The sequence below is a fragment of the Paenibacillus xylanexedens genome (assembly GCF_001908275.1).
Taxonomy (GTDB): Bacteria; Bacillota; Bacilli; order Paenibacillales; family Paenibacillaceae; genus Paenibacillus; species Paenibacillus xylanexedens_A.
Genome location: NZ_CP018620.1, coordinates 5,783,868 through 5,799,712, shown reverse-complemented (window position 1 = coordinate 5,799,712; position 15,845 = coordinate 5,783,868). Strand labels below are relative to the sequence as shown.

Here is a 15,845-nt window from a genome sequence, read left to right as displayed (position 1 = left end):
ACAGCGTATGGGGAAAAGAGAGTCTCTGATTCATAGTAAATCCGGGTTTGCTTTACTGATTGCAGCTTTAATCATGATTACGCTTATATCCGTAGGTATTGCAGTTTCCATTGGACAGGTTCGTATTCCACTGGCGGAGTCATATCGTATTCTTTTATACAAATTAACGGGATTTCAGTGGGGGACAACACCCATTGAGGCAGGTTCCTTTACCGATATCATTTGGCAGATTCGTTTCCCGCGTGTGCTGATGGCGATGTATATCGGTGCAGGCTTGGCCTTGTGCGGTGCTGTTATGCAGGCTGCTGTGCAGAATCCGCTGGCTGATCCTTACATACTAGGTATATCCTCAGGCGCTTCACTTGGAGCAACCTTTGCAATTCTTATTGGATTCGGTGCGATTGGGTGGCTTGGTCAGACGGGGGTGGCTTTCTGGGCCTTTGCCGGTGCGATTGGTGCGTCCTTACTGGTCCTGACTTTGGCAGGGATTCGGGGGAAAATGACGTCGGTCAAGCTGGTGCTTGCCGGAATGGTGATTAACGCGTTATGCAGCGCTTTTTCGAACTTTATTATTTATTTTGCCAACAATGCTGAAGGCATCAAAACAGTGACGTTCTGGACCATGGGCAGCCTGGCGGCTTCCGGATGGAACAAGCTTCCACTCGTGGGTATCGTCGTGCTGGTGGCGATTCTATTTTTCCTTTTACAGTCCAGAGTTCTTAATACGATGTTATTGGGGGATGAAGCAGCGGTTACGCTGGGCATTAATCTGAGTGTGTATCGCAGACTGTACATGCTGTTAACCGCTTTGGTGACAGGCGTTATGGTGGCGAGCTGTGGCATGATTGGTTTTGTCGGACTCATTATTCCGCATATTGTCAGAGGACTCGTGGGTTCCGACCATCGTAAAGTGATGCCTGTATCCGTGCTGTTTGGAGCCATTTTCCTCATCTGGACGGATGTTATTGCACGATCCCTCATATCCAGCGTGGAGTTGCCAATCGGGATAATTACAGCCATGATTGGTGCGCCGATGTTTATGTATATGCTGGTCAAAAAAGGCTACGGTTTTGGAGGAAATTAAACATGAAGCTGAACGTAGAAAATGTATCCATCTCTGTGCTGAACATGGACATCATCAAGGATATTTCATTACAGGTGAACGGAAAACAGTTCGTAGGACTGATCGGACCCAATGGTTGTGGCAAGTCAACGCTGCTCAAGAGCATCTATAAAGTGATAAAACCGCAGCAAGGTAAGGTTTTTCTGGACAATACCGATATTCTCAAATCCAGTCCAAAGCTTGTATCCAGACACATGGGCGTTGTTGGCCAGTTTAATGAATTGAGTTTTGATTTTACAGTACGCGAGATGGTCATGATGGGCCGTACCCCACACAAAAAAATGCTGGAGACGGATAATGAACGGGATCACGAAATCGTCGAGCAGGCTCTGGAAAAAGTACATCTGACTGGACATGCAGACCGCAATTACGTGTCTCTGTCCGGTGGAGAGAAACAGCGTGTGGTCTTGGCACGTGTGCTGGCACAGCAGCCTGAATTCCTGATCCTGGACGAGCCGACGAACCATCTGGACATCAAATACCAGCTACAAATTCTAAATATTGTCCGTGGACTCGGCATTGGTATATTGGCAGCACTCCATGACCTCGAACTCGCCGCAGAATATTGCGATTATCTCTATGTGGTGAAAAAGGGCCAGATTGTGGTTCATGGCAAACCGGCAGATATTCTGACTCGCGAGATGATTGGTGAGGTATTTGATGTCGATTGTGAAATCTATACAAATCCGGTTACGGGCGGCCTGGGTATTGCTTACCTGAGTACACGTTGATTAGGACTATATTTTCATTTGGATGACGTGGAGAAATCTTTCGAAATAATCAATTGAAGTGAACATAGACCGTACCTGTTGAAGCGATGTTGTTGAGTGCTCACAGGGCCGGTCTTTTTTTTGGTGGTGGGGGTAGGGAATATCTATTGAAGCTTAGGATCAACGGGATGAGCATGAGCACCTTTGCTGACTTCTTGGAAAATATCTGTGGAGTTATCGTTAGGCGTTGAAGACTTGCTGCTGTTGTGTTGTTGCGGCTGATCTCCTGTTGTTGGACTACTACCTGTAATCGTATAGTTTTGTAGTATCTCTTCCAGATCTCCAATCGTCACGGGACGAGCATGTCGTTTCAGTACGTAACCTAGTTGACCATTGGGCTCCACCGTTGCTGTCTCCAGATCGTCTACACTTGTAATTCCGTTCTGCCGCATATGCATCTCCAGCTGATCGATCGTATAACGCATACTTTTCAGATTCGGGATAATGACCTTTCCGTCCTCTACCACAATTTTGGAACTGCCACTCATTAGCCGTTCAAAAACATTAAATTTCAATTGCAGCTGTTCCACCACAAGCAATGTCGCGATGAATACCGATGCCGATCCAATCGCTTTGCCAAGCTCATGATTCGCGATGGGCTGCACAATCGTTGTTCCGATGGAGATCATGATGACGGTTGTGGCGACACTCATCTGTGAGATCGACTTGCGTCCTGCAATGCGCAGCAGAATCATGCCGATAAGTACAAGTAAAACAGATTTCCATATCCAGTCCATACGTATATTCCTTTCTATTCCAGTATGCGCTTTGTTTCTTAGGCTGTTCTTGAGTTGGAGGAATTATGCAGATGGCTAAATCCATAGCTTTCATTCCGCCCACCGGATCGTATACAATAGGGTATTAATGAAGTGAACAAAGGAGCGGGTTACAGTGGCAAAACAGAAATACTATGTTGTCTGGGAAGGCAAGAAGCCGGGTGTGTATAACACATGGGCAGATTGCAAAGCGCAGACGGATCATTATACTGGAGCAAAATATAAATCCTATGAGTCCAAAACAGCCGCCGAAGAAGCGTATCGTGCTGGATGGAAAGGGAACTGGGGTTCAAGTGCAGGCGGAGCGTCAAAGACCAAGTCGGCTGGTAGCGGAAGAAGTGCTGGCATGGAAACGTCAGAGGAAGTGGATTACGACAGCATCTCTGTTGATGTGGGCACACGTGGTAACCCCGGACCTGTAGAATACAAAGGGGTAGACACCCGCACTGGTGAGGTTATTTTCTCCGTCGGACCGATCTCCAAAGGCACGAACAATCTGGGCGAATTTTTAGCCATTGTACATGCCCTCGCACATCTGAAGAAAGAAGGCAGTACCAAAACGGTGTATACCGACTCGGTCAATGCCATGAAATGGCTAAAGCAGAAAAAAGTAGCCACGACCTTACCAAGAGACAACTCCACGGAAGAGATCTGGTTGATGATTGATCGTGCGGAGCAGTGGCTCCAGACGAATACGTACAGCAATAAAGTGCTAAAATGGCAGACCAAGCAGTGGGGCGAAATCAAGGCCGATTACGGCCGAAAGTAAGTATTTATCCGTATTAATTTCATAATACCTTTCGCTGCTTCAATCAAGGCTAGATATAGATTAAAGCGGTTTAATTTGTCTATATCTAGTTACAAAAATCCATTTTTAGTGAGTTATGAAATTGATTTTTCCAAAGGATGCCTCCTTTATTTCTGGTCTATTAGAATCGTTATTTACAATTTCCAGTTTCCGCTCTATAATCATCTGAATATGATTAGTTAAACATATGGAGGAGCCTGTCATCTGCAGGCCCTCTTTATCTTTTTGGTCCACTGATTAGCAAGTCCATTCAATAGAATGAGGTATTTGAGTATATATTGCAGGAGGCAGACATGAGTTCCATTTATAGAAGTGAAGAAGGCAAGAGCAGCATACTTGAAGAGTATGAGATTTATTTGAACGAGTTGGGTGAGGATTTTACGCGTGAGTATGTAGAGACGCGTTTTGGCAAGACGCATGTTTTACTGACGGGTCCTCTGGATGGCAAGCCGTTATTTATTCTCCAGGGCGGGAATTGTGTGAATCCGATGACGTTGTCATGGTTCTCTTCTTTATTTAAAGAATACCGGATTATTGCTCCTGATACGATTGGTCATCCTGGTTATAGTGAGGAAGCGAGTATCTCCACACGGTTTGATAGCTTGGCTTTATGGGTGTCGGATCTGCTGGATCACTATGATATCGAAAAGAGTGCGTTTATCGGTCCATCGTTTGGAGGAGGCATTATCCTCAGACTGGCTACCTATATTCCGGAACGCATCTCGTGTGCCGTATTGGTTGCTCCTGCGGGTCTTGCGGTCAATTCCAAAATTAAAACAGCTCAGGATATCACGCTGCCACTCGTCAAGTATCGTATGACGTCTTCACCATCTTCTTTGCAAAAAATTACGGACAACATGTCGTGCAACTGCATGAAAGAAATGGATAAAAACATTATCGGCAAACTTTTTAAATACGTCAGCATAGATCAGGATCTGCCCAAGCTTACGGAGCGGGAAGAACTGGTGAATTATACGTCACCAACCTTGTTATTGGTAGGGGAGAAGGATGTCTTTTTCCCAGCGGATAAGTGTATTGAGCGAGCTCAAAAGATTATTACGAATGTAAAAGCCATCAAGTATGATACAGGACATTTCCCTTCACAGGACGTATTGGTTCAGATGAACGAGGAAATAGGACGGTTTTTACAGAATAATTATTAATAAAAGCTGCAAATGAAGGATGAGAAATGTTTCTCTCCAGTTTAATTAAGTAATTACATCCATCTGTCGATACTCTATATAAGAGAATGCTTTTCTTCTATAGAGTAGTGTGGATAGGGATTAGCAGTATATCGCAGAAGGCTTGGTATCATTAATATTTAAATATTTCGCGTTAAGGTGTTTCAAATTGCATCATTTGGTTTATATGTATAGTTGGCGATGAATTGCTGACTGGTTGAACCAAGTGATGCATTCACGCGGAAAGTCTTCCGATCGACAAGGTTGAAAAGAGGTCTGTTATGAGAAAAGACAATTGTAAAATGGCATTGCAGCGCAATGTGATTATAAATGATACATATCAGGTAAGACAGGTATTAGCCAGCAGTGAGTTGGCTATTGTATATGCAGGGCGAGATCGTAATACAGGTGCCAAAGTAGCCATTAAGGAATTTTACCCACAGAGAATGGCTGAACGGCAGGCAGACAAGCGAGGGGTGTTCTGCTCTTCACGAGGATACGGTGGGCAATATCAGGAGTTACTGGCTGCATTTCTGCTCGAAGGTGAACTGTTATCGAAACTGGATCATCCTCATATTGTATCGTATTTGGATCATTTTGAAGCGAATGGTACGGGGTATCTGGTTATGGAATACTGCACGGGAATCACATTGACCGAGTATTTGAATGAACATAATCATGCTCTTGATGCTGCCTTCATAACGGAGACGCTGCTTCCACTGGTGGATACATTGGATTATATACATAAGCAAGGCATTCTTCACCGGGATGTGAAACCTTCCAACATTATGGTTATGGAGGATGGTACACCCAAACTTCTGGACTTTGGCTCAGCTACCCGTTGGCCTATGCAATCCGGAGAGAAACAGGTGATATTTACATCGGCAGGTTATTCTCCACTGGAGTTTTATTCGGAGAAATCCAGTCAGGGACCGATGTCGGACATCTATAGTTTGGCAGCTCTGCTCCATTATTGGACATGCGGGAAACCCCCTATGGACGTGAAACAGCGGTTGTTCCAGGATGAATTGCCATCTGTTCGCTCACATAATGAGTATGTGAATCCTTGGCTCGCTCGTGTTATTCATTGGGGGTTGACGGTTCGTTCTGAGAAACGCTGTGCTTCCTTAGCTTGGGTCAGAAGCTCGCTACGAGTTCAAGCCTGGGTATGGAAAGTGCGCAAGCCAGGTACAGTGGAATGGTCTTTAGCCGAGAATCAACATACGCAGGTCTATGAAGTGGAGTCGAAAAAGCAACATGAGACGGCGTAAGCAGTCATGACCTAAATTAGATACGCTTAAATGAAAGCAAAACTGTTAAATAGGTTTAAAACATAAACAAGCCAGTTCTTACCCTTACATATAAGGCGAACTGGCTTGTTTCTTTATAGTTTATAGAATACATCATGGTTTACCAATGTCATCTATTCGAGATATACGTTAAAAAAGCTCACATGCCTCGTTCTGTTTAGAACAATTGTGTGAGCTTTTTTGCGTTTTTTATAAAGATTTTAAATTGAATCCAATCAAAAAATAACAAAAAAAGTAATTTATTTTTGAAAAAACTCTTCATTTTCGAAAGTGATTTTAGGTCTAAAGAAACTTGTTTATCAAATTCAGTTGTGAATAAAAGAATAGAATCCTGAATTCGTTAAATAAAGCCACTAAATTAGATAATTCGGTCTATTTATATGTAAATTTTTCCGAAGGGTAACAGAGTGATTCATCTATTAACATACTCAATTACCCCAATTTACATCCCCTACGCTGCGGAATACGATAAGCCTAATCTGATCGTAAATCGCAGGAGGTATAAAATGAAACGAAAATCAACCCGATGGTTATCCGGTTTAGTAGCAGCGGGAGTCATGTTGTCTTCCATGTTCTCCTTACCTGCTTACGCAGGACCTTCTTATGGTCCTCTACAGCAGAGTGAGAGCGCTAAGTCCATTCTTCAATCACTGACGCCAGAGGAAAGACAAGCTTTGAATCAGCTTCAAGTCATGGATGGTGAAGTGATCGACTCCAAGGTGAATACCAAAAGTAACGATTTGGTCAAAGTGATCATCCAATTCAATAGCGAACCCGCTGCCGTTGCCTTGAAACGGGCTGGACTAAAAAATGAGAAGTTGTCAGAGCTTACGGCCGCAAGCAGAGTAAAACAAAATCATCAGCAATTCAAGCAGCACATTAAGTCTTTGCAGCAGAAGAGAGGGCTATCTTATGATGCAGCCTCGATCCAAATCACTCAGGAGTACGAAACCGCACTAAATGGTGTTGCGTTAACAGTCCCTGGCGTAGCCGTAGAAGATCTGATGAAATCTGGAGTTGTGAAAAAAGTATGGGCTGACCAGGAAGTGGTACTTGATCTGCCAGAGACAGCCACATCAAGTGAATTTGCATCTGCATCCGGAATGCAACCTCGCATGGCTGATAGTTGTGCCATATCTTGGAATCGACAAACTTCATGAAGAGGGCATCACTGGTAAGGGAATCAAAGTGGGTGTACTGGACACCGGAATTGATTATAATCATCCGGATTTAACAGGGGCGTATAAAGGGTATCGCGCTCATGCGGGTGAGGATCCAAAGCAAGTAGATCCAACGACAGTTAAAGGATGGGATTTTGTTGATAACGATGCAGACCCGATGGAGACGACCTATAAAGATTGGGAAAATTCGGGCTATAAGGAGCAAGGTGTATTAGCAGAAGCTTATTATACTTCCCATGGAACACACGTATCGGGAACCATCGCTGGGCAGGCCAAAAATGACGTGGGGTATGCGGTAAAAGGTGTTGCTCCAGACGTAGACTTATATGTGTACCGTGTACTTGGCCCTGGTGGAAGTGGTGAGATGAGTGGCATTATTGCCGGAATTGACAAGGCCATTGAAGATGAACTTGATGTTATCAATCTATCCTTAGGGGCCGCCACGAATGATCCGCTGGATCCTTCTTCAATTGCACTGAATAATGCGATGCTGCAAGGCGTGGTGAGTATGGTTGCGGCAGGTAATGATGGACCCAATGAAGGTACGTTAGGTACACCAGGCGCGAGCGCGCTGGCCATTACGATTGGTGCTTCCGATGTCCCGTTAACTATTCCTACGGCTACAGTGACTCTGGATGTGTATAACAATCCAGGTGCGGGAGAGACAGAGGAAACACCTGTAATTGAAGAAGAACCTATTCGGGGTGAGGAAACACCTGCAGTAGAAGAAGAGGCATCGGCAGAGGAAAAAGAAACACCTATAGTGGATGAAGAAACTCCACCAACAGTAGAAGAACCATCTGCAGCAGATGTAGAAGCATCGGCAACAGAAGAAGAGACACCAGCAGCAGATGTAGAAACTTCACTATCAGTAGAAGATGCACCTGATGCAGAAGTAGAAGCACCACCAGCAGCAGGAGAAGAAGCGCCAACAAAAGAAGCACCTGCTTCAACGTTTACTGAGGTGTTACCACTGTTTGGTAAAGATTTTGCTGACGATCTGACCACACTTGAAGGCAAAACCTACGAACTTGTGTATGCAGGGCTTGGTAATGCTTTTGATTTTGAAGGTATTGATGTACAAGATAAGGTGGCCCTAATCGCTCGGGGAGATATTGCACTCGATGCCAAGATTGTCAACGCAAGAAAAGCAGGGGCGGCAGCAGCAATTATATATAAAAAGTTGAAGGAACAATCCCTAATTATTTGGGTGAAATGAACGGGTATATTCCTACATTCCAAATGATGAGAGAGCTTGGAGAAAAACTAAAAGAGTTGAACGGTGTGACAGTCACCTTTGGCGCAGCAGGCCAAACCGTTACGGAAGGGAATAAACTGGCCGATTTCAGTTCCCGAGGCCCAGCCGCCGTGAATGATGATATTAAACCCGATATCGTTGCACCGGGCGTAGCTGTTTTTTCAACCTATCCTGTATTTGTGAATGATCATACGGGTGAGAATTATAATATTGCCTATGCACGAATTTCGGGTACTTCCATGGCAACCCCGCATATGGCAGGTATTGCTGCACTTATGCTTCAGGCACATGAAGAATATACACCTTTTGATGTGAAGACGGCTCTTATGAATACAGCTGTTGATCTGAACGGGAATTATTCCGTATATGAAGTAGGTGCAGGCCGAGTAGATCCGTACCGGGCAGTCCACACATCTGTATTTGCCAAAGTTCAGGATAAAACGATTCACTTCTCGAATGACGAATCCATCCTGATTGATGAAATTACAGGTTCCATCGTATTTGATAGTGCATATTTGGAAGAAAACGACCAGGGAATCGTATCTGACAGCCGAACAGTTAAGATCGAGAATAAAGGGGACGGTGCCAAAACGTATAACACTTCCATGAAGCTGTTAAACGATATGAACTTAAATGTTCATCTTCCAGAATCCATTACTGTAAGTGGCGGAAGTACGGAAGAGATGACTGTTTCAGTGGATATACCACAGGACACGCCAAGTGGTCGATATGAAGGATATGTATATCTGGATACGGAAAATCCGGTGGATCATATTCAGATCCCATTCTCCATCCGTATTAGCGAAAAGGGTATTAATTCCGTGGAATTGATTCCACCATCCATCACAAACGATACTCCATTTCACCAGTTCCTGAATCGTATTACACTGAGTGCTATTCAATTGGGAAGTCCCATTGATTCTGTGGATGTATTACTAAAGGATCACGAAACAAACGAGGAAATCGGGTTTGTAGGTACCTTGAATTCGCAGTCCATGCTTCCGGGAGTGGAATATCTGATGCTGAATGTGTTTAGAGGTTATGCATTTCCGATTGAAAACGGGGAGATCTCCAACGTTGCGCGATTTGTCCCTGAGGGCAGCTACACACTTGAATTCATCGGGACAGATTCGGACGCCAAGCAGTATTCATCCGAAAGATTGGTAGTTGTGGACAATACAGCCCCCGAGATTGATTTGGGTATTGAGCCTGGTGTACACGAACTCAATGATAGTATGCTGACGGAAAGGGAAGGTGGACAGGGCGTCTGGTATGATGGCACAGCTATCGATTCAACCATCCAAACCTTTGTTGATAATGGGATCACGGCTTATGATCAATCTTCCAATCGTGTCATTTTCTACGAGAATGGCAGTCCCTTTTATTCCGGTGATTTGCCTGTTTCCAAAGAAGGAAATATATCTTTTGGTATTACCAAAGAAGAATATGATAATGGTTACGAACTTCGACTCTTTGGATTGGATGTGGGTACAGCGGCCAATCCCGTCAAGGACCACCGCTATGGCTTTATTTCCGAAGGTAAACCTTATGTGACCAGCAAATATGACAAAGAACAAGTGCGTAAAGGAGATACAATTACCCAAACTATTCAATTGAACAATGTCGAGAAGTTAAACGGTATTTCGTTTACCCTGGAATCGATGTATGACTATAAACAATTTAACCGGATTGAGCCAACGCCTGAGCTGCAGGCATTACTGGATGCCACAGGTGCTCAAGTGAAAATCAGTGAGCCTGTAGTGGACCAAAGAGAACTCAGCTTTGAGGCATCCATCTCAGGTGGGTCCTTTGAAGGAATTACAGGTGATCTTGATTTGTTCCATGTTGTCTTTGATGTACCGAAGGATGAATTCTATTTTAAGAAAAGCGACGTACCATTTCTTGAAGTGAAATACACGACGGTTGGCATGAAAGAGAACGAAGAGAAATTGGCATTAACCGCGTTTAACACAGACAGTTATGAAGTGATCTCCAAATCCTCAAGAACATATGGTTTTGTACGTCCGGAAGCTTTTATGGTCGATGGAGAGTATCTGGATTTTGAAAATGACTATTCGGCAATGGGCATTGAAGTTTATGCCGAGACGGCTTCCGGTGAGAAATATGAGGGGACTGTGCAAAATTATGGTGAGTTCCTGATCGATGGGATTCCGGCAACAGGAGGAATGACGACCATCTACACACGAGTTCCGGGTCATTTACCTTCCAAGCTTGCAGTGGTTCTGAGCAAGACGATTGATGGCGAATATTATGGCATCAATCAACTGAATTCGTCCGACTTTACGTATGCAGGAGATATTAATGGGGATGGAGTCATCGATATCTATGACATGGAGCTTGTAACGAAACATTATCATACTTCGGATGAGATCGCCGATATTGACCAGGATGGCTCTGTAGGAGACGCCGAAGTGAATTATATTACGAATAACTTTGGAATGACGGCTAACTATTCTACCAAGAAGCCTGTTTTGCAAATTGGGGACAAAGACTTAGGGTACTTCCTCAATAAAATTCAGGAAATGAATAATGGTGGTTCTGGTAACAATGGGGGCGGTTCGGGAAATAGCGGTGGCGGCGGATCTTCTACGACCCCTGCACCTTTCCCAACACCTGCACCAACCACAGACCCAGATCCAAGCCAAAATCAGGTCATTACAGAAAAAGAATTGAAAGCTGTGACAAACGGTACCGCAGATGTGGATATTACAGTTGGTAAGAAGATTGAGTTGCCTGTTAATGCGGGGGACTTGTTGGGTGCGAATTCACTCACAATTTCTCAGCAAGGTGTATTATCGCTCACCATTCCATCTAGCGTATTGAAAGAACTGCAGACCAAAGGAGGTTCTGGTGCTGCTGGGGGCAAGATCATTTTGGATATATTGAAACAAGATGTGAAAGCACCAGAAACGAAACAAGGTCTTACGTGGACAACCGCAGGTGCTGCTTATGAAGTTGAACTGTATCTCCAGGTTTCCAGTGAGAAATTATCTCTGTCCTCGCTTCCTGAAGATTTTTCACTGACACTCCATTACGACAGAATGTTAAACAGCGATCTGATTGGAATGTATCATGAACATTCATCTGCGGATCAATGGGATTACGCAGGTGGGATCGTAGATGAAGAGAAGGGTACCGTTACTTCCCAATTGTCTGATATGGGCATGTATGCACCGTTCGTTTACGATAAATCCTTCGAAGACGTGGTACCAACGCATTGGGCAAGTAAAGCAATCAAGTCTCTTTCGGCGAAACATGTGCTGACAGGCAAAACAGAGACCGCGTTTGATCCACAAGGTCAAACGACTCGTGCCGAATTCGCTGCTTTAATCGTGAGAACTCTTGGTTTAGAGGTGAAAGGTAACGAATTGCCATTTGGTGATGTGAGTAAGGATGCCTGGTATGCAGACAGCGTTGCAGCTGCATATCAAGCAGGTTTGGTTCAGGGAATAGCGAATGATAAGTTTGCTCCGACCCAAACCATTTCACGTGAAGAAATGGCAGTGCTCATGATGAGAGCATACGAATATCAATCCCAATCAAACGATACCCAGTCGGCTGTTGCCGGTTATACGGATGAAGCAGACATTGCATCTTGGGCAAAAGAAGCTGTGGCGAAAGCTTCCGAGCTTGGTGTAATGAACGGTTCTACTGGTGGGCAATTCAGACCGAAAAATAGTGCTACACGTGCCGAAACGGCCCAAACGGTACACAATTTACTTTTATTGCTGAAATAAGAAGTACAAGGATAAGAGGTTCTTCCAGTATTAGGAGGCCCTCTTATTTTTTTTGTTGTTTTACCTAGGTGAGCTTCTAAAATTCTCTTCCCAAGTACATCAGACTCCAATATATAACTGGCAGAGTCCATATTCGAACCCTATAATTAGGAATAAATGATGGATTAAAACGAGGTGTAGTGATGATTGAAGGGAAGATTATTAAATTTTACCGGGAGAAGAATAAACGAACTCAAGGCGAACTGGTGAAAGGAATCTGTTCAGTCACACATCTGAGCAAAATTGAACGGGGAATGACAGAGTATTCCCAAGAAATTATGGACATGCTCTGTGATCGACTATGTATTGATATGGCAAGGGAAGTAGCGAGATATCATCAAATGAACGATCTGCTGGATTCATGGCAAGAGGCCATTATTATGCAGAGAACAGCTGAAGCTATTCGTCTCAAAGACAAGTTGGAAGAAGAACCGTTAAAAGGCATACCTGATTTGCGTTTATCCTATGACTTGCTGCGGATCCGATTTTACTTGTTTATGAATAATATCAATGAAGCCGAGAGACTTATAGCCGAAGTGGAGATTCCGGATGAATCGGAGCATTCATATGAACATTATTTTTATCACCATGTGATGGGGATTTATTATTTCCTTACAGGACATTATCGCAAATCCATCCAGACGTTAACTTCAATCAATCAGTCCAAATATACGAATCATGAGTACTTCTATCATTTGTCTCTGGCATATCACTCGATATATTCGAATATTACGTCGTACTATTACGCCGAGAAAGCTATCCAGCATTTTCGGAAAACGCTCAATATGGTGCGAATCATTGACACCGAAACCATTATGCTGGTTCAGCTCAATTCCCGCGAGTATCATGATTTTCCTGAGACGAAACGCAGATATGAAAATCTGATTCGGATTAGTGATGATTGTGGGCTCCCTGACCGAAAAGCCAAGCTGTTGAACAATCTGGGTTATGAATATAACCGGCGGAAGCAATATGATGATGCTGCTCACTGGTACAGGCAAGCGCTTGATATCATTCCGGAGAAACAACCGTTATACCTGATGGTACTCAATAATTACATAGAATCGAATAGATTGGGTAACCTCATTCCTGCAAACAAGCTGTTGGACATGTCTCTGGAAACCTTGCACAATTCTAAACTTGTTTCAGACGCAAGTTATATGGAATTGGAACTTCAGTCTGTCATTTTACAAGGGCAGGAGCAAGCGTATTATGAAATGATAGAAGAGCGAATTCTTCCTTATTATCGTGAACTTGGTTCCCAGTATCTCGCTGAACGTTATGAAGGGATATTGTTTCAATACTATATGGATCATGGTAAAAAGGACAAGGCGCTCAGGCTCGCAAAAAATCGTTTCGAATCACAATTGACTTCACTTATATAAGATTTGAAACGAACACCCCAACTCCGATACAATGTTCTCATAGAGTCTGAGAGAATGGATCAAATACGGTGCAGAAATGGAGAAAACCAATATGACTGATTTTATCAACGCTGACGATATTAATGACGTAATTCTGGCTGCGGCAGCAAACGAGCTGGAGCAGATGGTGGACATAATGTGTGAGCTGATTGGCACGCCTTTGGAACAGACGACAGAACTGGAGCGTCAGGTCATGGCTGCTTTTGGTTTTGGCGCGGTGTATGGCATCACTCATCGGGATCAGCTGGCGGAGCCGCAGGCCCATGCCTTGAGCATTCGGATGCTGATTAAACCATTTAATTACAGTGAACAGCAGGCGGTTGATTTTGCCGATGATCTGATTCGGGTGGCTTCCGATCGTGAGGTTCATCCGGTGATGAATACGATTATCCAACGTGGGATTGATGGACACTTCCAATTCAATCAGGAAGACGATGAGGGATTGGAACGTAACATTCAGGAGATTTTAACAGCGGTTCAATCGCAAAATTAGACGGTTTTATTAGATGTAGGAGATGATTGCATTGGATCTGATGAAATTAAGCAAAGAACTCTCATACGCTCTGCGACATGCACCATGGGAGTATGAGTTGGAACTGGATGAAGAGGGTTGGGTGGAAATCTCGCAATTGCTGGTGGCTTTACATGAAAGTCCGCAGTGGAAGGAAGTCACGCAAGCCGATCTGGAGCAGATGATTCAAGCCTCGGAGAAAAAGAGACATGAGATCAATTCCGGCCGCATCCGGGCATTGTATGGACATTCGACACCCCATAAGATATCAAAGATATCTGCTGAGCCACCGGAAACCCTGTACCATGGGACCCCGGCACGCGCAGTGCATTCTATTATGGAACATGGCTTACAGCCGCGGCAAAGGCAATATGTACATCTGTCCGCAGATATCGATACGGCCAATCAGGTGGGACGAAGACGAGATGATCAGCCTGTCATTTTGAGAATCAATGCTGCTCAAGCGGCGACAGATGGAATCCTCTTTTATCATGGAAACGAAAATATCTGGCTGGCCGATCACATTCCTGCACGTTATATTCTTGAGCAGTGAGCAGTGACTGGTGAGCAATGAGTGATGAACTGTTGTGGACAGCATAAATACCAATCTCAATCGCAGCAGTCCCAATTAATGGGTGAGTTTACGGTCATCCGTTCAACGGGTATATCGTTGTATTGATCGTTAGCTACACCAAACCAAAAAAGGGACACATCCAACATTTGTTGGTGTGTCCCTTTCTCATATCCAAAACTTACTTGCCTACAATTGCTTTAATTCCTTCGCTAAGTGGCTGAGCCGGACGGCCAAGCAATTTCTCTAAAGTATCACTCTCTACAGCCAATGCGCCTTCACGGATGGCACCTTGCATATCAACAAGCATCGATACGACAAAGTCCGGTAGACCTGCGCCTTTCATGATGTCAGCGTAAGCGGCATCGTCCACGTTTTGCACGTTGATTTCCTGCCCAAGCACTTCACCAACAATGGCAGCCAGTTCAGCTTGCGTGCGTAGTTTGCCGGACAATTCATATACGGTATTCTCGTGTCCTTCGCTTGCGAGTACAGCTGCTGCAGCATGGGCATAGTCACTGCGGGTAGCCCAGCCTACTTGGCTGTCATTGGTGGCATGAACCCAAGGTGCGCCTTGCGTAGCTGCTTGCACACTGCCTGCTTCATTTTCCAGGTACCAGTTGTTGCGCAGGAAGGAATACGGAATGCCGGATTCACGAATAGCTTTTTCTGTAGCGCGGTGAACTTCCGCCAGGGAAAGGGTATTTTTCTCTGCATTCACAACGCTTGTATAAGCGATGAAACCCACGCCTGCGTTCTTGGCAGCGTCAATGGCAGCCTGATGTTGGCGAATACGCGTTTCATTGTCACCATCAGTCGAGATGAGCAACAGACGGTCTACACCGGCAAAAGCTTTCTCCAACGTCTCCGGTTGATCGAAATCACCGTGACGCACGTCAACCCCTTGAGTGCGGAGTGCTTCCGCTTTCTCTGGATTACGTACACTTACTGCCACATCCTTGGCAGAATTGTTTTTTAACAATGCCTCTACAACCAGTGAACCCAATTGACCTGTTGCGCCAGTAACCAAAATTTTCATTTTCTTTTCCTCCTAGGATATGTGTTTTGTTTGCATATGGTTGTAATCAAAAATGTTATAACAGTTGTGATTACAACGAAAGGGTTAAAAAAAGCT

The 15,845-nt window shown here is 44.4% G+C and carries 13 protein-coding genes and 1 pseudogene; 12 read left to right on the top strand and 2 right to left on the bottom strand.

What is annotated here, in order from left to right:
- Positions 1 to 7 precede the first annotated feature (7 nt).
- Complete coding sequence (locus BS614_RS25340) at positions 8 to 1,084, top strand: FecCD family ABC transporter permease (RefSeq protein ID WP_210437005.1); 1,077 nt, start codon at positions 8 to 10, stop codon at positions 1,082 to 1,084.
- Between the two features lie 2 nt (positions 1,085 to 1,086).
- Complete coding sequence (locus BS614_RS25335) at positions 1,087 to 1,854, top strand: ABC transporter ATP-binding protein (RefSeq protein ID WP_074095962.1); 768 nt, start codon at positions 1,087 to 1,089, stop codon at positions 1,852 to 1,854.
- Positions 1,855 to 1,997: 143 nt separating this feature from the next.
- On the opposite strand, the gene BS614_RS25330 is transcribed toward BS614_RS25335, so the two are convergent.
- The gene (locus BS614_RS25330; RefSeq protein WP_074095961.1) at positions 1,998 to 2,630 is read right to left on the bottom strand and encodes a DUF421 domain-containing protein; all 633 of its coding nucleotides are present in this window, start codon (positions 2,628 to 2,630) and stop codon (positions 1,998 to 2,000) included.
- Between the two features lie 154 nt (positions 2,631 to 2,784).
- On the opposite strand from BS614_RS25330, the gene rnhA reads away from it, so the two are divergent.
- From rnhA to BS614_RS25285, 10 genes and pseudogenes are all read left to right on the top strand, one after another.
- Positions 2,785 to 3,438: a ribonuclease H gene (rnhA, locus tag BS614_RS25325; protein ID WP_074095960.1), complete on the top strand. Its 654-nt coding sequence runs from the start codon at positions 2,785 to 2,787 to the stop codon at positions 3,436 to 3,438.
- 332 nt (positions 3,439 to 3,770) lie between these two features.
- Positions 3,771 to 4,640, top strand: a complete 870-nt coding sequence (locus BS614_RS25320; RefSeq protein WP_074095959.1) for an alpha/beta fold hydrolase — start codon at positions 3,771 to 3,773, stop codon at positions 4,638 to 4,640.
- Positions 4,641 to 4,939: 299 nt separating this feature from the next.
- On the top strand, positions 4,940 to 5,929 hold the full coding sequence (locus tag BS614_RS25315) for a serine/threonine protein kinase (RefSeq protein WP_074095958.1): 990 nt from the start codon (positions 4,940 to 4,942) through the stop codon (positions 5,927 to 5,929).
- Between the two features lie 545 nt (positions 5,930 to 6,474).
- The gene (locus BS614_RS32255) at positions 6,475 to 7,128 is read left to right on the top strand and encodes a protease inhibitor I9 family protein (protein WP_074095957.1); all 654 of its coding nucleotides are present in this window, start codon (positions 6,475 to 6,477) and stop codon (positions 7,126 to 7,128) included.
- Positions 7,097 to 7,765: pseudogene (locus BS614_RS32740) on the top strand (S8 family peptidase); the annotation flags it as partial. The gene BS614_RS32255 and the pseudogene BS614_RS32740, both read left to right, overlap by 32 nt.
- A gap of 9 nt (positions 7,766 to 7,774) precedes the next feature.
- Positions 7,775 to 8,368 carry a PA domain-containing protein gene (locus BS614_RS32735; protein ID WP_483406826.1) on the top strand — a complete coding sequence of 198 codons (594 nt, stop codon included), beginning with the start codon at positions 7,775 to 7,777 and terminating at the stop codon, positions 8,366 to 8,368.
- Entirely contained in the window at positions 8,365 to 12,165 is a 3,801-nt protein-coding gene (locus tag BS614_RS25300; RefSeq protein ID WP_074095955.1) for an S-layer homology domain-containing protein, read from the top strand. Before BS614_RS32735 ends, BS614_RS25300 begins: the two co-directional genes overlap by 4 nt.
- 182 nt (positions 12,166 to 12,347) lie before the next feature.
- Complete coding sequence (locus BS614_RS25295) at positions 12,348 to 13,589, top strand: hypothetical protein (RefSeq protein ID WP_074095954.1); 1,242 nt, start codon at positions 12,348 to 12,350, stop codon at positions 13,587 to 13,589.
- A 91-nt stretch (positions 13,590 to 13,680) separates the two neighbouring features.
- The gene (gene imm48 / locus BS614_RS25290; RefSeq protein WP_074095953.1) at positions 13,681 to 14,121 is read left to right on the top strand and encodes an Imm48 family immunity protein; all 441 of its coding nucleotides are present in this window, start codon (positions 13,681 to 13,683) and stop codon (positions 14,119 to 14,121) included.
- Between the two features lie 31 nt (positions 14,122 to 14,152).
- Positions 14,153 to 14,692, top strand: coding sequence for an RNA 2'-phosphotransferase (locus tag BS614_RS25285; RefSeq protein WP_074095952.1), 540 nt, complete (start codon positions 14,153 to 14,155; stop codon positions 14,690 to 14,692).
- A gap of 199 nt (positions 14,693 to 14,891) precedes the next feature.
- Here the strand turns inward: BS614_RS25285 and BS614_RS25280 are convergent, their stop codons facing one another.
- Entirely contained in the window at positions 14,892 to 15,749 is an 858-nt protein-coding gene (locus BS614_RS25280; RefSeq protein WP_074095951.1) for an SDR family oxidoreductase, read from the bottom strand.
- Positions 15,750 to 15,845: the final 96 nt, after the last annotated feature.